The organism is Nocardioides palaemonis, assembly GCF_018275325.1.
In the GTDB taxonomy this organism is placed as follows: domain Bacteria; phylum Actinomycetota; class Actinomycetes; order Propionibacteriales; family Nocardioidaceae; genus Nocardioides; species Nocardioides palaemonis.
Window position 1 is genome coordinate 297,255 of sequence record NZ_JAGVQR010000001.1, and the last position, 19,688, is coordinate 316,942.

The following is a 19,688-nucleotide window of genomic DNA, read 5'->3' on the forward strand; positions in this document are numbered from 1 at the left end:
AGGCGCCGCGCTCAGGCCTCGATGGCCGTGGGCGCCTCGGAATCGGTGCGGACCTCGATCCGGCGCGGCTTGGCCTTCTCCGCCACCGGGACGACGAGGCGCAGCACGCCGTCGCGGTAGGAGGCGTCGATGCGCTCGAGGTCGAGGTTGTCACCGAGCACGAGCTGGCGGCTGAACGCCCCGCGCGGACGCTCGCTGGCGAGCATCTGCCAGTCGCCGTTCCCGGCGACGCGCTCGGCGCGGATGGTCAGGACGTTGCGCTCGACGTCGAGGTCGACCGACTCCGGGCTCACGCCCGGGAGGTCGAACTCGAGGACGAACCGGTCACCCTCGCGCCAGGCGTCCATCGGCATCGCGACGGGCCGGTTGGTGGTGCCCATGAGCTGCTGGGTGAGGCGGTCGAGCTCGCGGAACGGGTCGGCGCTGCGGATCAACATGGTGGCTTCCTCCTCTGCGGTGGTCGGGGGTGTCCCGATATCTATAACAACGGATACAGGTTTGTTGTATTCCATGGATCAGGCAGAATCAAGTCCTCCCCAGTGGTTCGAGTCGGGGGATCGAGGAGGACGAGGTGGGGCGGGACGTCGGGGTGTTCGCGATCTCGGTCGCGGCGGAGATGACCTCCCTGCAGGTGCAGAACCTGCGGGTCTACGAGCGGCGGGGCCTGCTCGAGCCCGACCGCACGTCGGGCGGCACGCGCCTCTACAGCCCCGACGACATCGACCGGCTGCACCGGATCCGGGAGCTGCTGGCCGCCGGGCTCAACCTGGCCGGCATCGCCGCAGTGCTCGCCCTGGAGGAGGAGAACGCCGTGCTCCGCGCGCGGCTGGAGCGGTTCGAGCGAGGGTGAGCAGGCGTCGGGAACACCGCACCTGCGCGGGGTGTTGAGCCCCGCATGACCACCGGAGCCTGGATCGTCGTCGCGGCCGTCGTGCTCGCCCTCGGCTTCGGGTTGTGGCGCGCGGCGACCGACGGCCGGTTCACCGGCACCCACCGGGTGCGGTCGGCGAGCGGGCCCGACGCGGAGACCGCGATCGCCGCCGAGACGCCCGCGGGCGCCGAGCTGGTCGCGACCGTCGGCCGTGCGCTGGGCGAGCGCGCCACGCTGCTCCAGTTCTCCAGCGCGTTCTGCGCCCCCTGCCGGGCGACACGTCGCGTGCTCGAGGAGGTGGTCGGTCTGGTCGAGGGCGTCGCCCACGTCGAGGTCGACGCCGAGCACCACCTCGACGCGACCCGTGCCTTCGGCATCCTCCGCACGCCCACCACGGTCGTCCTCGACGCCGACGGGCGCGAGGTCACCCGGGCGTCGGGCGCGCCGACCCGTGACCAGGTGCTGACCGCCCTGGCGCAGGTCTGATCTCAGGATATGGATGCATGGACCACATCGTGAGATCTCTCGAGGAGGGGCTGCGGGCGACGCCTACAGTCGTCCGCATGTCCTCGACCATGCTCACCCGGCGACGCGCAGTGGACCACTGCCGCGTGCGCTCGGCGCTGTGTCGAATGTCCTGACGGGCCACCCGTTCCAGGTGCTTCAAGTCTACTGACTTGGTGGACTAACCTGCGGGTGAGCCCGTGCCGTCATGGCCCGACCACCCGTCCGCAGGAGAGACATGTCCAGCACCACTGCACGCCCGAGCGCCGGCACCCGTGTGCCGCCGCGCGACGCGATCGATCCCCGCGGCCCGCAGCTGACGGCCGCCCTGACCGCGGTCGTCCTGGCCGCCGTCCTGCTGCTGCCGGCCTCGTGGTCGGTCGCACTCCTGGCCGTGCAGGCCGGGTTGTTCGGCCTCGGCGCCGCCCGCGGTGTCCAGCACACCCCGCACGCCTGGCTGTTCCGGACGTTCCTACGCCCGCGGCTCGGGCCGCCCTCGGAGTGGGAGGCGCCGGAGCCACCCCGCTTCGCCCAGGCGGTCGGGCTGGCCTTCTCGCTGGTCGGGCTCGTCGCCCTGCTCGCGGGGGCCACGCTCGTCGGCCAGGTCGCGGTCGGGTTCGCCCTCGCCGCCGCCCTGCTCAACGCGGTCTTCGCCTTCTGCCTCGGCTGCGAGATGTACCTGCTGATCCGCCGCTTCACCGCCACCGCTTGACCAACCGGGTCTCGTGACAGGCGCAGAGCGCCTTCCTCGACCAACGAATCCATCAAGGAGCACACCACCCATGAGCCGCGAGAACTCGCTCGTCACCGCCCAGTGGGTCGAGGACAACCTCGACACCGACGGCATCGTCCTCGTCGAGGTCGACGAGGACACCACCGCCTACGACAAGGGTCACATCCGGGGAGCCATCAAGCTCGACTGGACCACCGACCTGCAGGACCAGGTCCGTCGCGACTTCGTCAGCAAGGAGCAGTTCGAGGCGCTGCTCTCCGAGCGCGGCGTGTCCAACGACGACACCGTCGTCCTCTACGGCGGCAACAACAACTGGTTCGCCGCCTACGCCTACTGGTACTTCAAGCTCTACGGCCACCAGGACGTCAAGCTGCTCGACGGCGGTCGCAAGAAGTGGGAGCTCGACTCGCGCGAGCTGACCGACGAGAAGACCGAGCGCGCGACCACGTCCTACACCGCCACCGAGCAGGACGCCTCGATCCGCGCCTTCCGCGACGAGGTCGTCGCCGCGATCGGCACCCAGAACCTCGTCGACGTGCGCAGCCCCGACGAGTACGCCGGCCGGCTGCTCGCGCCGGCCCACCTCCCGCAGGAGCAGGCCCAGCGCGCCGGCCACATCCCGACCGCCGCGAGCGTGCCGTGGAGCAAGGCGGCCAACGACGACGGCACCTTCAAGTCCGACGACGAGCTCAAGGCCATCTACACCGAGGCCGGCGTCGACTGGAGCAAGGACACCATCGCCTACTGCCGCATCGGCGAGCGCTCGTCGCACACGTGGTTCGTGCTCAAGGAGCTGCTCGGCCAGGACAACGTGAAGAACTACGACGGCTCGTGGACCGAGTACGGCTCCCTCGTGGGCGTGCCGGTCGCGCTCGGTGACGAGAAGGGTGACGCCTGATGTGCGGCGCGACCGAGGGCGGTCTGTCGCTCGACGGCGTCAACGTGGCCAAGGAGGCCGTGATCCAGGGCCAGGTCCTGCGCGCCTCCGAGCCCGTGGCGAACGCGTACGTCCGGCTGCTCGACCGCAGCGGCGAGTTCACCGCGGAGGTCCCGACCTCGGCGACCGGGCACTTCCGGTTCTTCGCCGGTGACGGCGAGTGGACCCTGCGCACCCTGGCCCCCAAGGCCGACCCGGTCGACACCCGCGTGGTCGCGGCCGTCGGCTCGGTGGCCGAGGTGCAGGTGCTCGTCGGAGCCTGATCCGCCGTCCGCGTGGCCGGTCCCGTCCCGGGGCCGGCCACCGGCGCGTTTCAGCACCCGCGTCGACCAATCGACTCCACGACCTGGATCGGCGACCTAGGCTGGGGCTGCCGCTCCCGGCTCGGCGGGTGTTCGGCCTGGAGCGGGGGTTCGGATGGCGAAGCGGCTGACGGCGGAGGACCACGAGCTGTGGCGCCTCACGATGGAGCACTCGCCCGTCGGCATGGCGCTGCTCTCACCGGAGGGGCGCTACCTCCGGGTCAACCCCGCGCTCTGCGCCATGATCGGCTACACCGAGGAGGAGCTGACCCAGCTCAGCTTCCACCACGTCACCCACCCCGACGACCTGATCGACGGCGTGCAGATCCACCGCGAGATGGTGGGCAGCGCCGAGGCGCGCCACACGCGCAAGCGCTACGTGCGCCCGGACGGCACCGTCGTCCCGGTCGACCTGTCGATGGTGCTCCAGCACAACGCAGACGGGACGCCGCGCTGCTTCATCACGCAGGTCGTCGACCTCAGCGGTCAGCGCGACGCCGAGGCGCGCCTCGGCGTCGCCGAGCGGCAGGTGATCGACGAGCAGCTGCGCACCCGCGCGATCCTCGACACGGACGCGGTCGGGCTGGCCCTGATCGACCTCGACGGGCGCTTCCAGGCGGTCAACGCGACCCAGCAGGGCTTCTTCGACCTCGCGTTCCCCGACGGGCACAGCGGCCGGGTGGGCGGCCGCGGCTTCATCTACGACGCCGACCAGAGCGCCCTGATCCCCGTCGACGACATCCCGTCGTCCCGCGCTGCGCGCGGCGAGGAGTTCGACAACTTCCTCTGCTGGGCCGGGCCCGACGCGGCGACCCGCAGGGCGCTGGTCATCTCCGCGCGCAACGTGCCCGACAGCGAGGGCAACCGGTCGGGCTCGGCGATGGTGTTCCACGACGTCACCGAGATGATGCGCGCGGTCCGGGCCAAGGACGCGTTCGTGCAGTCGGTGTCGCACGAGCTGCGCACCCCGCTGACCTCGGCGCTCGGCCACCTCGAGCTGCTCAACCTCTCCGGCGACCTGACCCCCGAGTGCCGCCACCACGTCGACGCGGCGTTCCGCAACGTGCTGCGGCTCTCCCACCTCGTCGCCGACGTGCTCTACGCGACCCGCGCCATGTCGGGGTCGGCGCTGGTCGACCCCCACCCGGTCGACCTCGCCCACCTCGTCCGCGACGCGGTCTCCGGGATCGCGCCGGAGGCGGCGGCCAGGGAGGTCGACGTGGTGACCGACCTGCCCGGCCACCTCGACGTCGTCGCCGACGGGCTCACCGTCCGGCAGGCGCTCGACAACGTGCTCGCCAACGCCGTGACCTACAGCCCCGGTGGTCGGGTCTCCGTGCGGCTGGAGGAGACCGACGCGGAGGTGGTCGTCACCGTCGAGGACACCGGCGAGGGGATCGACGAGGCCGACCTGCCGCACGTCTTCGAGCGCTTCCACCGCGGCGCCAACGCCCTCCGCACGCGCCTGCCGGGGGCAGGTCTCGGGCTCAACATCGCGCGCACCGTCATCGAGGCGCACGGTGGCACCGCGAGTGCGACCAGCACGCCGGGACGGGGCACGACCGTGCGTCTGGCGCTGCCGCGCTGACGGCCGGACGGATCAGACCAGTTCGTACAGTTTCCCCGTACTTTTGCTCAGGGCTCGCCACACCTCGCTCGCGTTCCCTACCGTGAAAGCGCACTCGTGTCCTGGGAGGGACGCCGAGTCTGCGACGACGGGGAGGCGACGTGGTGGTCCAGCGTGCGCGCGTGCCCGACACCGACGGGCTCTGGCGCCTGACCATGGAGCACTCGCCGGTCGGCATGGCGCTGCTGTCGCCCGACGGTCGGTTCCTCACCGCCAACATCGCGCTCTGCGACATGCTCGGGCACGGCTGCGACGAGCTCCAGCGGCTCACCTTCCAGGCGATCACCCACGCCGACGACCGCGCGTCCGACGCGCGCCTGCACGCCCGGATGATGGCAGGTGAGATCGATTCGTTCCGCACCACCAAGCGCTACGTCCGGGCTGACGGCACGCTCCTCCTCGGCGACGTCTCGGTGGCACTCGTGCGCGACGAGGCCGGCAGCCCGCTCCACGTCATCGCCCAGATCGTCGACCTCACCGAGCGGCAGGCGTTCGTCGAGCGCCTCGACGCCGCCGAGGCCGAGGTGGCGTCCGAGCAGGCGTGGACCGGCGCGATCCTCGACACCGTGCCCCTGGGGCTGGTGCTCCTCGCCACCGACGGCGCCTTCGCGGCCTACAACCGCGTCCACCAGAAGTTCCTCGACCTGGCCTACCCGCAGGGTCATGCCGGCCGCGCCGGCCAGGACGGGTTCCTCTATGACGCCGAGCAGACCCGGCGGCTGGACCGCGACGAGCTGCCCTCGGTCCGCGCGGCCGCGGGGGAGGAGTTCGACGACCAGCTGCTCTGGGTCGGCGAGGACCCGCTCGCGCGGCGCGCCGTGGCGGTCTCCGCCCGGACGGTGCGCGACCGCTCCGGCGTCTTCACCGGCGCGGTGCTGGCCTACCACGACGTCACCGACCTGCTGCGGGCCAGGAAGGTCAAGGACGAGTTCGTCGCCTCGGTCTCCCACGAGCTGCGCACGCCGCTCACGGCTGCCCTGGCCTACCTCGAGCTCCTCGACTACTCCTCCGGCCTGCCCGACGACGTCCACCAGCACGTCGGTGCCGCGCGCCGCAACATGCTGCGGCTGTCGCACCTCGTGGCCGACCTGCTCTACGCCGCCCGCGCCACCTCCGGCTCCCCCCTCGTCGACCCCTACCGCGTCGACCTCGCCACCGTGGTCTCCGAGGCGGTCGAGGCCGCGCGCGTCGACGCGGACGGGCGCGGGGTGTCGATCGAGGCCGACCTCGACGCGCCGGTCGTCGCGGTCGTCGACGGGCTGCGCCTGCGTCAGGCGCTCGACAACCTGCTCGCCAACGCCGTCACCTACGCCCGGCGCGACGGCGTCGTGCGGGTCGGGCTGGTCGGGGGCGAGCACGACGTCGAGATCACCGTCACCGACGACGGCGAAGGACTCGACGAGACCGAGCTGGCCCAGATGTTCACCCAGTTCTTCCGCGGGTCCAACGCCCGCGAGGGCCAGGTGCCGGGCACCGGGCTGGGCCTCAGCATCGTGCGCCGGATCGTCGAGGCCCACGGCGGCGAGGTGACCGCGACCAGCGCACCCGGCCAGGGGACGTCGGTGCGGGTGGTCCTGCCGCGCTGACCGCTGCCCGTCCCCCGAGACCGAGGAGGCCCCGACCGGGGAACCGGTCGGGGCCTCGCTGCGCAGCGGGCCGGGTCAGCTGCCGCTGTTGATCATGCCGGCGCCGACGGTGACGCCGGTCGCCTCGTCGATCAGGATGAACGAGCCGGTGGTGCGGTTCTTCGAGTACGGGTCGCACAGCAGCGGCACGGTGGTGCGCAGCTGGACGCGGCCGATCTCGTTGAGGCCGAGCTCGCCGGCCTCCTGGTCGCGGTGCAGCGAGTTCACGTCGAGGCGGTACTGGATGTCCTTGACCATCGTGCGGCCCGTGCGGGTCGTGTGCTTGATGGCGAGCTTCTGGCGCGGACGCAGCGGCTCGTTGGTCATCCAGCAGACCATCGCGTCGATGTCCTGGCTGGGCTTCGGCGCGTTCTTCACGCGGGCGATCATGTCGCCGCGCGAGACGTCGACGTCGTCCTCGAGGCGGACGGTGACCGACATCGGCGGGAACGCCTCGTCGACCTCCTGGTCGAACAGGTCGATGGCCTCGATCTTCGACGTCATGCCGGAGGGGAGGACGATGACCTCGTCACCCTTCTTCAGCACGCCGCCGGCGATCTGGCCGGCGTAGCCGCGGTAGTCGTGGTGCTCGTCCGACTTCGGCCGCACGACGTACTGCACGGGGAAGCGGGTGTCGACGAGGTCGCGGTCGGAGGCCACGTGCACGTGCTCGAGGTGGTGCATGAGCGTCGGCCCGTGGTACCACGGCGTGTTCTCCGAGCGGTCCACGACGTTGTCGCCGTTGAGCGCCGAGATCGGGATGACCTCGAGGTCGGGGATGTTGAGCTTGGTCGCGAACTGGGTGAACTCCGCGTGGATCTTCTCGTAGGTCTCCTCCGACCAGTCGACGAGATCCATCTTGTTGATGCACAGCACCAGGTGCGGCACGCGCAGCAGCGACAGCAGCACCGCGTGGCGGCGCGACTGCTCGGTCAGCCCGTGGCGGGCGTCGACCAGCACCAGGCCGAGGTCGGCGGTCGAGGCGCCGGTGACCATGTTGCGGGTGTACTGCACGTGGCCCGGGGTGTCCGCGATGATGAACTTGCGGGTCGGGGTCGCGAAGTAGCGGTACGCCACGTCGATCGTGATGCCCTGCTCGCGCTCCGAGCGCAGGCCGTCGGTCAGCAGCGAGAGGTCGACGTAGCCGTGGCCCTTGTCGGTGGAGGTCTTCTCCACCGCCTCGAGCTGGTCGGCGAAGATCGACTTGGAGTCGAAGAGCAGGCGACCGATCAGGGTCGACTTGCCGTCGTCGACGGAGCCTGCGGTCGCGAAGCGGAGCAGGTCCATCTGGCCATCGGTGGCGCCCATCAGAAGTAGCCTTCCTTCTTGCGGTCTTCCATGGCCGCCTCGGAGAATCGGTCGTCACCGCGGGTCGCGCCGCGCTCGGTCACCCGGGCGGCCGCGACCTCGTCGATGATCTCGTCGATCGTGCTGGCGGTGGACTCCACGCAGCCGGTCAGGGTGATGTCGCCGCAGGTGCGGAAGCGGACCGTGCGCTCCTCGGCGACCTCGCCGTCGCGCATCGGGTTGAGCGGCGTCTCGGTCATCAGCATGCCGTCGCGCTCGAAGACGCGGCGCTGGTGGCTGAAGTAGATCGAGGGGATCTCGATGCCCTCGCGGCCGATGTAGTCCCAGATGTCCAGCTCGGTCCAGTTGGAGATCGGGAAGATGCGCATGTGCTCGCCGGCGTGCAGGCGGCCGTTGTAGAGGCTCCACAGCTCGGGCCGCTGCATCTTCGGGTCCCACTGGCCGAACTCGTCGCGGTGGGAGTAGACGCGCTCCTTGGCGCGGGCCTTCTCCTCGTCGCGCCGACCGCCACCGAAGGCGGCGGTGAAGCCGTTCTCCTCGATCGCGTCGAGCAGCGTCGCGGTCTGCATCCGGTTGCGGGAGGTCTTGCCGTCGTCGACGACCACGCCGCGCGCGATCGCGTCGTCGATGGACGCGACCACCAGGCGCACGCCGAGGCGGTTGACCCAGTTGTCGCGGGTCTCCATGACCTCGGGGAAGTCGAGACCCGTGTCGACCTGCATGATCGGGAACGGGATCTTGGCCGGGTAGAACGCCTTCTCCGCCAGGCGGAGCATGACGATGGAGTCCTTGCCACCGGAGAACATCAGGACCGGCTTCTCGAACTCGGCGGCGACCTCACGGAAGATGTGGATCGACTCCGCCTCGAGCTGGTCGAGCTGACTCAGCTGGTAGTCGGCGTGGGTGTTGGTCATGTCGCAGCAGGGACCTCTCTTGGGACAGCAGCCCACATCGTAGCGACGCGGGGGGCCTCGGAGAATTCGTGTCTGCCGCGCGACCCCCACGCGCGTGGTCCCCGCACCGTACGTGGCGCACGTCGCGTCGCGGACGATTTGCCCCGGGCTCCCCGAAGTTGGTCACACTGGGCGGATGCGACCCCGTCCTCCCGTGCTGATCGCCGGCCTCGCCTGCTCGCTCGCCCTCGCCGGGTGCAGCGGGTCGGGCACGTCCTCGGAGCCGCCGGCCTACGACGCCAGTGACGCCGTCGCCGTGCGCGTGCTGCCGCAGCTCGCCGCGAACGGGGAGGACACCGAGTCCGCCGACGACGCCGACTGGGTCGTCGATGCCCGGGTCGACGACGTCGACGCCGGCACCGAGGTCGCGCTGTGGGCGAAGGGCGAGGACGGCTGGGAGGACGTGGACGACGCCGAGACCGACGACGAGGGCCGCGTCTCGCTCACCACCCCGCTCGACGGGACCCTCCACGTCGTGGTCGGCGACGGGGACGACGCGATCGGCGCGGAGGCGTCCACGAAGGACGCGCCCGAGGCGACGTTCACCGACGACTTCGAGTCCGACACCGTCGACGAGCCCGGCGGCTTCTGGCACACCCGCGACCAGGGCTTCACCGGCGTCCGCACCTGCTCGCGCGCCGACGAGTCGGCCGCGGAGGTGGACGACGGGGTGCTGCGGCTGAGCGTGCTCGACGCCGACCGGGGCCAGTGCCAGCCCTCGGGCAAGCGCAAGAGGTTCGACGTCCGCCTCAACGGCCACGTCGGCACCGAGGCGACCTACACCTTCACCTACGGCTACGCCGCCGCCCGCATCAGGACGCAGTCGGCGCGCGGCCAGCACTCCGCGTTCTGGCTGCAGGCCGCCGGCGGCCAGCTGCCCGGGGGAGCGAAGAAGGGCGGCGCCGAGATCGACGTCATGGAGTACTTCGGCGACGACCACCCCGAGGGCGGCCTGACCAGCTTCACGTACTTCCTCGACAAGGCCGGCAAGAAGCAGACCGTCGGCGGCTGGCTGCCCGACGTCGAGGACCTCGGCGACGACTGGGCCGAGAAGTACCACGTGTTCTCCGTCGAGTGGACCCCGAAGGAGTACGTCTTCCGCATCGACGGTCAGGTCACCCAGCGGCTGAAGGGCGAGACGTCCGGCAAGCCGGAGTTCCTCATCCTCAGCCTGCTCTCGTCCGACTACGAGCTGCCGCGCTTCAACGGCGAGCTGCCCGAGCACATGGACGTCGACTGGGCGCGCGTGTGGGAGACGGGTCCGAAGGGCTAGGGACTGTCCAGGACGAGGGTGATCGGGCCGTCGTTGACGCTCGCCACCTGCATGTCCGCGCCGAAGCGCCCACGCGCCACCTCCGCGCCGAGGCGTACGAGCTCGTCGCACACCGCGTCGTAGAGCGGCTCGCTCACGGGTCCCGGCGCCGCCGCCTGCCACGTCGGGCGGCGGCCCTTGCGCGCGTCGCCGTAGAGCGTGAACTGGCTGACCACCAGCACCGGCGCGGCGGCGTCGCTCGCGCTCTGCTCGTCGCGCAACAACCTCAGGTCCCAGACCTTGCGGGCCGTCCACGCCACCTGCGCGGGGCCGTCGTCGTGCGTGACGCCGAGGTAGACCAGCAGGCCGGGCGCGTCGATCGCCCCGACCACCTCCCCGTCGACGGTGACGCTGGCGGAGAGGACCCGCTGGATGACCGCGCGCATGGTGCAAGGATGCCGCCATGCCTGATGCGTTGCTGATCACGGTCGCCCCCACCGGGGCCGAGACCGCGAAGTCCGACTGCCCGCAGCTCCCCACCACCCCGGAGGAGATCGCCCGCACGGCCGCCGAGTGCGAGGCCGCCGGCGCGGCGATGATCCACCTCCACGTCCGCGACGGCGAGCACGCCCCGACCCTCGACCAGGCGCTGCTGCGCGAGTGGGTCGCCGCCGTGCGGGAGAGCTCGTCGCTCGTCGTCCAGCTCTCCACCGGCGGCTCGGTCCACGACCCGCTCGACGAGCGGCTGAAGGTGCTCGACGCCGAGCCCGACTCGTGCTCGCTCACCATGGGCACCACCAACTTCGGCGACGACGTCTTCCTCAACCCGTGGCCGTTCGTGAAGGACCTCTACCAGCTCGCGCTCTCGCGCGGCGTCGCGCCGGAGTTCGAGCTGTTCGACCTCGGCCAGGTCCACGCCCTCGGCCGGCTGATCCGCGAGTACGGCACCCCGGCAGGCGGCAAGGTGCACGTCGACTTCGTGATGGGCGTCCCCGGCGGCATGCCCGGGACTGCCCCCGCGCTGGTCGCCGGCGTCCACGCGCTGCCGCCGGAGGTCACCTCGTGGTCGGCCACCGGCATCGGCCGCTCCACCCTCGCCGTCGCGATGGCCTCGCTCTCCATGGGCGGCCACCTCCGCGTCGGGATGGAGGACGTGCTCACCATCAGCCGCGGCGTACCGGTGGAGTCCAACGCCCAGCTCGTCTCCCGCGCCGTCGACCTCGGCCGGATCGCGCAGCGTACGCCGATGACGCCCGCGCAGTGCCGGGAGCTGCTCGGGCTGGGGTGAGGGCCGCTTCGGGCGCCTCGCCGCCGGAGCGGTGTCACACCGACATTCCGGCGGCCAGGAGTGTGGCTCAGACACCGCCCACCGGCGCGCCGCGCACGACGTGCCGACGCGTCGGTGCGCCACCCACGATCGAGTCACCGCGAACGTGGGTGGGGCACCGCTCGTCGAGCGCAAGGCGCGGTGTCCGCGGCGCGGCAGCCGGGGATCAGTTCAGGCCCCGTCGACCTTCTTCATCCCGACCACCCCGGGGCGGTAGGACGGGTCCTCGAGCTGGGCGATCGTCGGCGAGCCGAACATCGGCAGGCCCTGGGTCTTGCGGATGAAGCCCCACACGACCGGCAGGACGAGCAGCACGACCAGGCCGATCCCGGCGATCAGCATCGGGTGGGTCTCGTCCTTGCCGAGCGGTGCCCAGCCGGACTTGTCGAGCAGCGCGACGCCGCTCATCGTCAGCACCACGACGATGCCGCGGCGGATGAACGACTGCGGGACGCGCGGGGCGAGCATCGAGCCGAGGATCGTGCCGGGCACCGAGCCGATGACCAGCGGCACGAGGATCGACCAGTCGATGCCGTGCAGCGCGATGTTGGAGATCGCCGCGGCCAGGACCAGCGGCACGGCCTGGACGAGGTCGGTGCCGACGAGCCTCACTGCGGAGAGGCCGGGGTAGAGCATGAGCAGGGCGATCATGATGACCGAGCCGGAGCCGACGCTCGTGACGCCGACGAGCAGGCCGCCCAGCATGCCGACGAGCAGGGTCGGGACCACGCGGACGGCCGGGTTGTCGTCGGTGGCGTGGCGTCCGGACCGGACGCGGACCAGGTTGACGTAGAGCCGCAGCGCGTAGGTCGCCGCGGCGAGCAGCAGCGCGAAGCCGATGCAGATGATCAGGACGTGGTTGAGCTCGTCGATGTCGTCGGTGAACCACGACACCAGGTGGGGTCCCAGCAGCGCCATCGGGATCGAGCCGATCATCAGCCACTTGGCGAGCTGCATGTTGGGCGAGCCCTCGCGCTTGTGCACGATCGCGCCGCCGGTCTTGTAGACCGCCGCCGCGGTGAGGTCCGCGGTGACCACTGTGGCGGCCTCGCCGACGCCGAGGAAGAGCAGTGCGGGCGTCATCAGGGCGCCGCCGCCCATGCCGGTGAGCCCGACCACGATGCCGACGAAGAAGCCGGCGGCGAGGATCGAGAAGAAGGTGGCGGTGATCCAGTCCATCAGCCCTCCTGCGGCTGCGACGCGGTCAGGCGGGGGACGATCGCGCTGAGCATGTGGGTGATTGTGCCGGTCGCCGCCTCGGCCGCGGCCGTGCCCCGCCGGTAGGGGTCGGCCACGTCGTGCTCGGGTGCGGGCGCGGCGCGGCGCCGCCCGGCGGCCTCGACGAGCTCGCGGCCGTCGAGGTCGGGCAGCTCGGCGATGGTCGCGGCGAACTGCCCCAGCGTGAACACCTTGCGGTGCAGCTGGGGGTGGTCGTCGAGCAGGTGGCGGCGGTGGACGTCCTCGGCGGTGAGGACCAGGTCGACGTCGGCCAGCACCTCCCGGGTGGCGCGACGGCTGCGGAAGTCGTCGCCGATGCCCTGTCGCAGGGTCGCGGCCATGTCGGGGTTGATCGGGTCGCCGTCACGGGCGTGGGTGCCGGCGCTGCTGAACTCGACGGCGGCGTCACCGGCGAGGTCGCGCGCGAGCAGCTCCATCGTGGGGGAGCGGCAGATGTTCGCGGTGCACACGAACAGGACCCGCAGGGGCTCGCTCATGCGGTCGGTGCCTCCGCGAGGAGATGCAGGTGGCCGGACTCGTCGAGGGCGACGAGCACGTCGTGCAGCGCGTCCTCGATGGAGCGGCCGGTGGTGTCGACGCGGACCGCCGGGTCCTCGGGCTCCTCGTAGGGGGAGGAGATGCCGGTGAACTCCGGGATCTCGCCGGCGCGCGCCTTGGCGTAGAGCCCCTTGCGGTCGCGGCGCTCGCACTCCTCGAGCGGGGTGGCGACGTGGACGAGGAAGAACGCGCCGCCGGCGTCCTCGACCATCTGCCGGACCTGCTCGCGGGTCTCGGCGAAGGGAGCGATCGGCGAGCAGACCGCGACGCCGCCGTGGCGGGCGATCTCGGCGGCCACCCAGCCGATCCGGCGGATGTTGGTCTCGCGGTCGGCCTTGGAGAAGGTGAGGCCTGCGGAGAGGTGGCGGCGTACGACGTCGCCGTCGAGGCTGGTGACGCTGCGCCCGCCCTGCTCGAGCAGGAGGTCCATCAGTGCACGGGCCAGGGTCGACTTGCCGCTGCCGGACAGGCCGGTGAAGAACAGCACGAGGCCCTGGTCCTCGGGCTCGGGGCGGTCCTCCGCGACGATCGCAGCGATGGGGGCGGGGAAGGCGGCCGGGTCTCGTGACGGGCGCTGAGCGCCCTCCTCGACCGGCGGTGCGTCGGCGAGGGCGTGGACCGGGTCCTGTCCCGCGTAGGTCGCCACGACCTGCGCGCCGAGCGCATGGTCGGCCTCCGCGTCGCCGTGGGACGGCATCGGTACGGCCACCACGCTCGCGTCGTCGAGCAGGTCGGCCGCGGCGAGGGTGGCGCGCACCAGCGCGACGGGGGAGAGCGAGGAGGTGCCGGTGCCCATCAGCGCGACCAGCACGACGCGGCCCAGGCCGCGCAGGGCGTCGAGGTCGGCCTCGGTCAGCGCGTCGGCGACCGGGACGAAGGTGGCGCCGGCGTGCTGCTCGCGGGCCTGCGCGGGGGTGAGGTGCAGCCGGCGGAAGGGGCCGTACTGCGCGTGGGTCAGCGGCTCGAGGGACCCGTCGGCGGTGACGCGGGCCAGCGGCAGGCCCTCGGGGTCGACCAGCTCCGCCTCGTCGGCGCCCTCGGGGAGCGCCAGGGTCACCGGGCTGCCGGGCTCGTTGAAGCGGGTCAGCGGGGCGTAGGCCCCGGAGACGAGGAGCTCCAGGTCGTCGAGCTCGGTCGGCGTGGGGCAGTGCTGGATCACCCGCGCATCCTCTCAGACCGGTGATCGGTAGCCTGCCCGCATGTCTGCCGCTGGTCCGTCCGCCGCCGCCCGCCCCGTCGTCGCGGAGATCGTCCGCTCCGGGTTCGTCGAGGGCCACCACTACGGCTCGCTGGTCGCCCTCGCCGCCGACGGCTCGGTCGACTGGTCGGTCGGCGCCGTCGACGTGCCGGTGCTGCCGCGCTCGAGCAACAAGCCGGTCCAGGCGCTGGCGATGGTCGAGCTCGGCCTCGACCTCCCCGACGACCTGCTCGCGCTGGCCTGCGCGTCCCACTCGGGCGAGGCGTTCCACGTCGAGGGCGTACGCCGGATCCTCGCGGGCGCCAGCCTCGACGAGTCGGCGCTGCAGACCCCGGCCGACTACCCGCTCGACGACGACGCCCGCGAGGCGGTCGTCCGCGCCGGAGGCGCCCGCGCGCCCGTGCTGATGAACTGCTCGGGCAAGCACGCCGCGATGCTCGCGACCTGCGTCCTCAACGGCTGGGACACCGCGACCTACCTCGACCCGCAGCACCCGCTCCAGCAGGCGATCACTGCGACCTTCGCCCGGCTCACCGGCGAGCCGGTGACCACGACCGCGGTCGACGGTTGCGGCGCGCCCCTGCTGTCCACCTCGCTCGTCGGCCTCGCGCGCGCCTTCGCGACGCTCGCGACCGCGACGTCCGGGTCCGAGCAGCGCGTCGCCGAGGCGATCCGCCGGCACCCGGAGTTCGTCAGCGGCACCACCCGCGACGAGCTGGCGCTGCACCGTGCCGTGCCGGGCCTGATCGGCAAGGCGGGGGCCGAGTCGGTCTACGCCGTCGCCGTCCCGGACGGTCGCGCCTGGGCGCTCAAGACCGACGACGGGGCCGCCCGCGTACGCCCGGTCCTGATGGCCGAGGCGCTGCGCCGCTCCGGCCTGCTCGACGAGGACGGCGTCGACGCCGACGCCGTCCGCTCCACCGGGCGGCTGGACCTGCTCGGCGGCGGCGTGCCGGTCGGGGAGATCCGCGCGACGTTCTGAGCGCGTCCAGCTAGCACCAGAACGCAAGCAGGTTGGGAAGAGTGAGGCTACTCACGTCCCGGCTGTTTGCGATCTGCTAACTCAGTTAGCACACTGGAGGCATGGCGAAGAACAAGGACGACAAGACCGCCAAGTCGGTCGTCGACTCCCTGGGCGACTACCTCAAGGAGCAGCGGCTCGCCTCCCGCCTCTCGCTGCGCCAGCTCGCCGACCAGGTCGGCGTGAGCAACCCCTACCTCAGCCAGATCGAGCGCGGCCTGCGCCGTCCGTCCGCCGAGGTGCTCCAGCAGCTGGCCAAGGCGCTGCGCGTCTCCGCCGAGCAGCTCTACGTCCGCGCCGGCATCGTCCACCCGGACCCCGGCCACGCGGGCTCCGTCGAGCTCGCCGTGCTTTCCGATGCCGGCCTCAGCGAGCGGCAGAAGCAGTCGCTGCTCGACGTCTACGCCTCGTTCCTCGCGCTCAACGAGCGCGACAGCCAGTCCTGACCCACCCAGTCCTGATGCCACACCCGCACACACAAGGAGAATCCGACATGGCCACCGCCAAGTTCGACATCAAGTCCGAGGCCCTCAAGCCCGTCCTCGCGGGGGTCGGCGTCACCGACCTCGCCGTCGAGGTCGTCCGCGAGGCCGTCGCCGACGTGCAGAAGCGCGTCGCCGGCCTGCAGAAGTCCGCGAAGTCGGCCACCAGCACCGACCCGAAGGCCCTGCGCGACCAGGCCGTCACCGCCGTCAGCGCACGCGTCGACGCCCTCGCCAAGGACGCCCAGGCCCGCCGCGCCGCCGTCGAGGCCCGCGTCGCCGAGCTGCAGTCCGAGGCCCGCGCGTACCCCGGCAAGGTCACCTCGCAGGTGTCCGGCCTGGTCGACGAGAACGTGGCCGCCGCCAACGCCGCCTACGCCGACCTGGTCAAGCGTGGCGAGACCCTCGTCGACCGGATCCGCCGCCAGGAGTCGACCCAGGCCACGGTGAAGTCCGCGAAGACCACCGTCGCCAAGGCGAAGACCACCAAGACCCAGGCCGAGAAGGCCGTCAAGGCCGAGGCCACCGCCACCAAGAAGGTCGAGACCGCCAGCAAGACCGCGGCCAAGAAGTCGACCGCCAAGAAGAGCACCGCCAAGAAGGCGCCGGCCACGAAGTCGACCGCCAAGAAGGCGCCGGCCCGCAAGGCCCCGACCAAGAAGACCGCTGCCGCCCAGAGCAGCGCCAAGGCCACCGCGACCGCCGCCCAGACCACCGCGTCCAACGCGGTGCAGGCCGTCACCGAGGCCGCCGAGAAGGTCGGCGACTGAAGGGACGAGGAGCAGCTCGCGCTGTTCTGACGTCGTCACGACGCTGATCGAGGGCCCCGTCCGCCACGGACGGGGCCCTCGTGCGTCCGGACCCGGTGTGCGCGGAGCGTCTACGCTGGGCGCGTGTACTTCTACGCCGTGCAGAGCACGACCATGCTGGTCGTCCTCGTCGTGCTGCTCGCGATCAAGGGCTTCGCGTTCGTCAACGCCCTGACCTACAGCGCCGAGGCCTACGAGGCCGCCGGCAAGCTCACCAAGCCGGCGTGGTGCCTGATCACCGGCCTCGGCTTCGCCGCCCAGCTGATCCTCATCGGCAGCTCACCGCTCGGGATCATCCACCTGGTCTTCACCATCGCCTCGCTGGTCTACCTCGCCGACGTACGCCCCGCGCTGCGCGAGGTCACCTCCCGCCGCTGACCCTCCCCCGCCCGCCCGCTGCCTCGCGCGCTGTAACGCCGGGTTAGAGGCTGTACTCACCGTGATGCATGGGGGTGGGTAGTTGCAGTAACCCGGCGTTACAGCTCCGCCGGGGCGCGGTCGGTCAGGAGAGGTAGCGGTCCAGTGCGGCCATCGCGTCCTCGGGCTCGAAGCCGGTGGCGCGGATCTTCGCCAGCGACATCGCCGAGCCGAGGGGGCGCGGCGCGAACGGCTTGCCCTGGTCGAGCACGCCGGCGGCGTAGGCCTCGGTCGTGGTGCCGCTGACGTCGTCGCGGCCGCGACCGGAGCGCTCGAAGACCGCCTGCGCGACCTCGCGCCACGACATCGCGGGACCACCGTTGGACACGTGGTACGTCCCGTAGTCGGCGCCGGAGTCGAGCAGGTGGCGGGTGGCGCGCACCAGCTCGTCGGTGAAGGTCAGCCGGCCGACCTGGTCGTCGACGACGCTGGGGGAGACGCCGCGGGCGGCGAGGTCCTGCATGGTGCGGACGAAGTTCTTCCCGTCGCCGATCACCCACGAGGTGCGCAGCACGTAGTGACGCGGCGCGAGGCCGACCGCGACGTCGCCGGCAGCCTTCGTCTGGGCGTAGACGCCGAGCGGCGACAGGGGCTCGTCCTCGACGTGGCCCGGGTCGGAGGGCGCGGTGCCGTCGAAGACGTACTCCGAGGAGTAGTGGACGAGCGTGAGGCCGTGGTCGCGGGCGATCCGCGCGAGGGTGGCGGGGGCGCTGGCGTTGGCCGCCCACGCGGCGACCCGGCCCTCGGGGGTCTCGGCGGCGTCGACGGCGGTGTAGGCCGCGGCGTTGAGCACGGTGCCGTACTCGTGCCACGGCCACGCGGCGACCGCCGCGGCGTCGGTGACGTCGAGCTCGGCGCGGGTCACGCCGTGGGCGTCGGGCAGCGCGGCGCACAGCGCGCGACCGAGCTGGCCGCCGGCGCCGAGGACCAGGGTGCGCTTGGGCTGCATCGGCACCACGTCGCCCAGGCGCGGGTTGCGGTGGTCCTTCTCGGAGATCTCTGCCTCCTCGAGCGGGATCGGCCACGGGATCGCCGCGGTCTCGTCGCCGAGGTGGAGCGCGGGGTAGGCGACGCCGGGACGCCAGTGGTCGTTGACCAGGTAGGTGTAGGCCGTGCCGTCCTCGAGCGCCTGGTAGGAGTTGCCGACGCCGCGGGGCACGAAGACCGCGACCGAGGTGTCCATCTCGAGGTGGAAGGTCGTGCCGAAGCTCTCACCCGCGCGCATGTCGACCCAGGCGCCGAAGATCCGCCCGGTCGCCAGCGAGACGAACTTGTCCCACGGCTCGGTGTGGATGCCGCGCGTCGCGCCGCGCGAGCCGTTGAAGGAGATGTTGTTCTGCACCGGCCCGAAGTCGGGCAGGCCCAGCGCGACCATCTTCTCGCGCTGCCAGTTCTCCTTGAACCAGCCGCGGGCGTCGCCGTGCACCGGCAGGTGCACCACGAGCAGCCCGGGGATCGGCGTGGTCTCGACGCTCAGATCGGTCATCGGGGGTCCTCTGCCTCGTGACGGGACTTCGTCCCTCCTCGACCAGCGGGGCTCACTGGCCCTGCTGGGCGTACTTCGCCTCGGTGGCCTGCTTGTGGGGGCGCCACCAGTTCTCGTGCTCCTGGTACCAGGTGATCGTGTTGGCCAGGCCGGACTCGAAGTCCTGGAACTGCGGCTGCCAGCCGAGCTCCTGGCGCAGCTTGCCCGACTCGATGGCGTAGCGCAGGTCGTGGCCGGCGCGGTCGTTGACGTGGTCGAAGTCGTCGGCGTCCTTGCCCATCAGCGTGAGGATGAGCCGGACGACCTCGAGGTTGTTCTTCTCGCCGTCGGCGCCGATGAGGTACGTCTCGCCGATCCGGCCCCTCTCCAGGATCGCGAGCACCGCGGAGGAGTGGTCCTCGGCGTGGATCCAGTCGCGGACGTTCTCGCCGGAGCCGTAGAGCTTGGGGCGGATGCCGTCGATCACGTTGGTGATCTGGCGCGGGATGAACTTCTCGATGTGCTGCCAGGGGCCGTAGTTGTTGGAGCAGTTCGACACCGTCGCGCGCAGGCCGAAGCTGCGGACCCAGGCGCGCACGAGGTGGTCGGAGCCGGCCTTGGAGGCGGAGTAGGGCGAGGACGGGTTGTAGGGGGTGTCCTCGGTGAAGCGCTTCGGGTCGTCGAGCTCGAGGTCGCCGTAGACCTCGTCGGTCGAGACGTGGTGGAGGCGCTTGTCGTGCTTCCGGACGCCCTCGAGGATCGTGTAGGTGCCGAGGATGTTGGTCCGGATGAACGGGCTCGGGTCGTTGAGCGAGTTGTCGTTGTGCGACTCGGCCGCGTAGTGGACCACCGCGTCGTGGGCGGCGACCAGGGGGTCGACGACGTCCTCGTCGGCGATGTCGCCGACGACGAGCTGGACCCGGTCCTCGGGCAGGCCCGCCAGCGACTCCTTCGAGGCGGCGTAGGTCAGCTTGTCGAGCACCGTGACCCGCAGGTCGGTGTTGGCGACGATGTGGTGCACGAAGTTCGAGCCGATGAACCCCGCGCCCCCGGTCACGAGAAGGCGTTCCATGCGCGGGAG

General features: G+C 71.6%; 22 protein-coding genes. 13 read left to right on the forward strand and 9 right to left on the reverse strand.

The window, feature by feature from the left end; genetic code table 11:
* Nucleotides 1–11: 11 nt before the first annotated feature.
* Nucleotides 12–437, reverse strand: a complete 426-nt coding sequence (locus KDN32_RS01435) for an Hsp20/alpha crystallin family protein (RefSeq protein ID WP_211730345.1) — start codon at nucleotides 435–437, stop codon at nucleotides 12–14.
* A gap of 134 nt (nucleotides 438–571) precedes the next feature.
* Here KDN32_RS01435 and KDN32_RS01440 point away from each other — a divergent pair, with 134 nt between their 5' ends.
* From KDN32_RS01440 to KDN32_RS01470, 7 genes are all read left to right on the forward strand, one after another.
* A complete protein-coding gene (locus KDN32_RS01440) occupies nucleotides 572–850 on the forward strand; it encodes a MerR family transcriptional regulator (protein ID WP_307853608.1) in 279 nt (92 codons plus the stop codon).
* 45 nt (nucleotides 851–895) lie between these two features.
* Nucleotides 896–1,357 (forward strand): TlpA family protein disulfide reductase, encoded by a 462-nt coding sequence (locus KDN32_RS01445; RefSeq protein WP_211730346.1) that lies wholly within the window; start codon nucleotides 896–898, stop codon nucleotides 1,355–1,357.
* A gap of 256 nt (nucleotides 1,358–1,613) precedes the next feature.
* Nucleotides 1,614–2,087, forward strand: coding sequence for a DUF4395 domain-containing protein (locus KDN32_RS01450; protein ID WP_211730347.1), 474 nt, complete (start codon nucleotides 1,614–1,616; stop codon nucleotides 2,085–2,087).
* Between the two features lie 70 nt (nucleotides 2,088–2,157).
* The gene (locus KDN32_RS01455) at nucleotides 2,158–3,006 is read left to right on the forward strand and encodes a sulfurtransferase (protein ID WP_211730348.1); all 849 of its coding nucleotides are present in this window, start codon (nucleotides 2,158–2,160) and stop codon (nucleotides 3,004–3,006) included.
* The gene (locus tag KDN32_RS01460; RefSeq protein WP_211730349.1) at nucleotides 3,006–3,308 is read left to right on the forward strand and encodes a DUF1416 domain-containing protein; all 303 of its coding nucleotides are present in this window, start codon (nucleotides 3,006–3,008) and stop codon (nucleotides 3,306–3,308) included. The genes KDN32_RS01455 and KDN32_RS01460 overlap by 1 nt, the downstream gene beginning before the upstream one ends.
* 154 nt (nucleotides 3,309–3,462) lie before the next feature.
* Nucleotides 3,463–4,935 carry a sensor histidine kinase gene (locus KDN32_RS01465; RefSeq protein WP_211730350.1) on the forward strand — a complete coding sequence of 491 codons (1,473 nt, stop codon included), beginning with the start codon at nucleotides 3,463–3,465 and terminating at the stop codon, nucleotides 4,933–4,935.
* A 161-nt stretch (nucleotides 4,936–5,096) separates the two neighbouring features.
* The gene (locus KDN32_RS01470; protein WP_211730351.1) at nucleotides 5,097–6,560 is read left to right on the forward strand and encodes a sensor histidine kinase; all 1,464 of its coding nucleotides are present in this window, start codon (nucleotides 5,097–5,099) and stop codon (nucleotides 6,558–6,560) included.
* 75 nt (nucleotides 6,561–6,635) lie between these two features.
* Here KDN32_RS01470 and KDN32_RS01475 read toward each other — a convergent pair whose 3' ends face one another.
* Both KDN32_RS01475 and cysD read right to left on the reverse strand, forming a co-directional pair.
* Nucleotides 6,636–7,907: a sulfate adenylyltransferase subunit 1 gene (locus tag KDN32_RS01475; protein WP_249216330.1), complete on the reverse strand. Its 1,272-nt coding sequence runs from the start codon at nucleotides 7,905–7,907 to the stop codon at nucleotides 6,636–6,638.
* Nucleotides 7,907–8,821, reverse strand: a complete 915-nt coding sequence (gene cysD, locus KDN32_RS01480; protein WP_211730352.1) for a sulfate adenylyltransferase subunit CysD — start codon at nucleotides 8,819–8,821, stop codon at nucleotides 7,907–7,909. The genes KDN32_RS01475 and cysD overlap by 1 nt, the downstream gene beginning before the upstream one ends.
* Before the next feature lie 175 nt (nucleotides 8,822–8,996).
* On the opposite strand from cysD, the gene KDN32_RS01485 reads away from it, so the two are divergent.
* Nucleotides 8,997–10,133 carry a glycoside hydrolase family 16 protein gene (locus KDN32_RS01485; RefSeq protein ID WP_211730353.1) on the forward strand — a complete coding sequence of 379 codons (1,137 nt, stop codon included), beginning with the start codon at nucleotides 8,997–8,999 and terminating at the stop codon, nucleotides 10,131–10,133.
* Here KDN32_RS01485 and dtd read toward each other — a convergent pair.
* The gene (gene dtd / locus KDN32_RS01490; RefSeq protein WP_211730354.1) at nucleotides 10,130–10,558 is read right to left on the reverse strand and encodes a D-aminoacyl-tRNA deacylase; all 429 of its coding nucleotides are present in this window, start codon (nucleotides 10,556–10,558) and stop codon (nucleotides 10,130–10,132) included. The genes KDN32_RS01485 and dtd overlap by 4 nt on opposite strands.
* 17 nt (nucleotides 10,559–10,575) lie before the next feature.
* Here dtd and KDN32_RS01495 point away from each other — a divergent pair, with 17 nt between their 5' ends.
* Nucleotides 10,576–11,400 carry a beta-keto acid cleavage family enzyme gene (locus KDN32_RS01495; RefSeq protein ID WP_211730355.1) on the forward strand — a complete coding sequence of 275 codons (825 nt, stop codon included), beginning with the start codon at nucleotides 10,576–10,578 and terminating at the stop codon, nucleotides 11,398–11,400.
* A gap of 210 nt (nucleotides 11,401–11,610) precedes the next feature.
* Here the strand turns inward: KDN32_RS01495 and KDN32_RS01500 are convergent, their stop codons facing one another.
* From KDN32_RS01500 to cysC, 3 genes are read right to left on the reverse strand one after another with little or no spacing between them, the layout of a single operon-like run.
* Nucleotides 11,611–12,618 carry a sulfite exporter TauE/SafE family protein gene (locus KDN32_RS01500; RefSeq protein WP_249216331.1) on the reverse strand — a complete coding sequence of 336 codons (1,008 nt, stop codon included), beginning with the start codon at nucleotides 12,616–12,618 and terminating at the stop codon, nucleotides 11,611–11,613.
* A complete protein-coding gene (locus KDN32_RS01505; RefSeq protein WP_211730356.1) occupies nucleotides 12,618–13,154 on the reverse strand; it encodes an arsenate reductase/protein-tyrosine-phosphatase family protein in 537 nt (178 codons plus the stop codon). The genes KDN32_RS01500 and KDN32_RS01505 overlap by 1 nt, the downstream gene beginning before the upstream one ends.
* Nucleotides 13,151–14,374 carry an adenylyl-sulfate kinase gene (gene cysC, locus KDN32_RS23125; protein ID WP_211730357.1) on the reverse strand — a complete coding sequence of 408 codons (1,224 nt, stop codon included), beginning with the start codon at nucleotides 14,372–14,374 and terminating at the stop codon, nucleotides 13,151–13,153. Before cysC ends, KDN32_RS01505 begins: the two co-directional genes overlap by 4 nt.
* Before the next feature lie 40 nt (nucleotides 14,375–14,414).
* On the opposite strand from cysC, the gene KDN32_RS01515 reads away from it, so the two are divergent.
* From KDN32_RS01515 to KDN32_RS01530, 4 genes are all read left to right on the forward strand, one after another.
* On the forward strand, nucleotides 14,415–15,395 hold the full coding sequence (locus KDN32_RS01515) for an asparaginase (protein ID WP_211730358.1): 981 nt from the start codon (nucleotides 14,415–14,417) through the stop codon (nucleotides 15,393–15,395).
* Between the two features lie 101 nt (nucleotides 15,396–15,496).
* Complete coding sequence (locus tag KDN32_RS01520; protein ID WP_211730359.1) at nucleotides 15,497–15,880, forward strand: helix-turn-helix domain-containing protein; 384 nt, start codon at nucleotides 15,497–15,499, stop codon at nucleotides 15,878–15,880.
* A 47-nt stretch (nucleotides 15,881–15,927) separates the two neighbouring features.
* Complete coding sequence (locus tag KDN32_RS01525; RefSeq protein WP_211730360.1) at nucleotides 15,928–16,686, forward strand: hypothetical protein; 759 nt, start codon at nucleotides 15,928–15,930, stop codon at nucleotides 16,684–16,686.
* Nucleotides 16,687–16,809: 123 nt separating this feature from the next.
* On the forward strand, nucleotides 16,810–17,103 hold the full coding sequence (locus KDN32_RS01530; RefSeq protein WP_211730361.1) for a DUF2516 family protein: 294 nt from the start codon (nucleotides 16,810–16,812) through the stop codon (nucleotides 17,101–17,103).
* Nucleotides 17,104–17,227: 124 nt separating this feature from the next.
* Here KDN32_RS01530 and KDN32_RS01535 read toward each other — a convergent pair whose 3' ends face one another.
* Complete coding sequence (locus tag KDN32_RS01535; RefSeq protein ID WP_211730362.1) at nucleotides 17,228–18,628, reverse strand: sugar nucleotide-binding protein; 1,401 nt, start codon at nucleotides 18,626–18,628, stop codon at nucleotides 17,228–17,230.
* A 52-nt stretch (nucleotides 18,629–18,680) separates the two neighbouring features.
* Complete coding sequence (gene rfbB, locus KDN32_RS01540) at nucleotides 18,681–19,679, reverse strand: dTDP-glucose 4,6-dehydratase (RefSeq protein ID WP_211730363.1); 999 nt, start codon at nucleotides 19,677–19,679, stop codon at nucleotides 18,681–18,683.
* Nucleotides 19,680–19,688 lie beyond the last annotated feature (9 nt).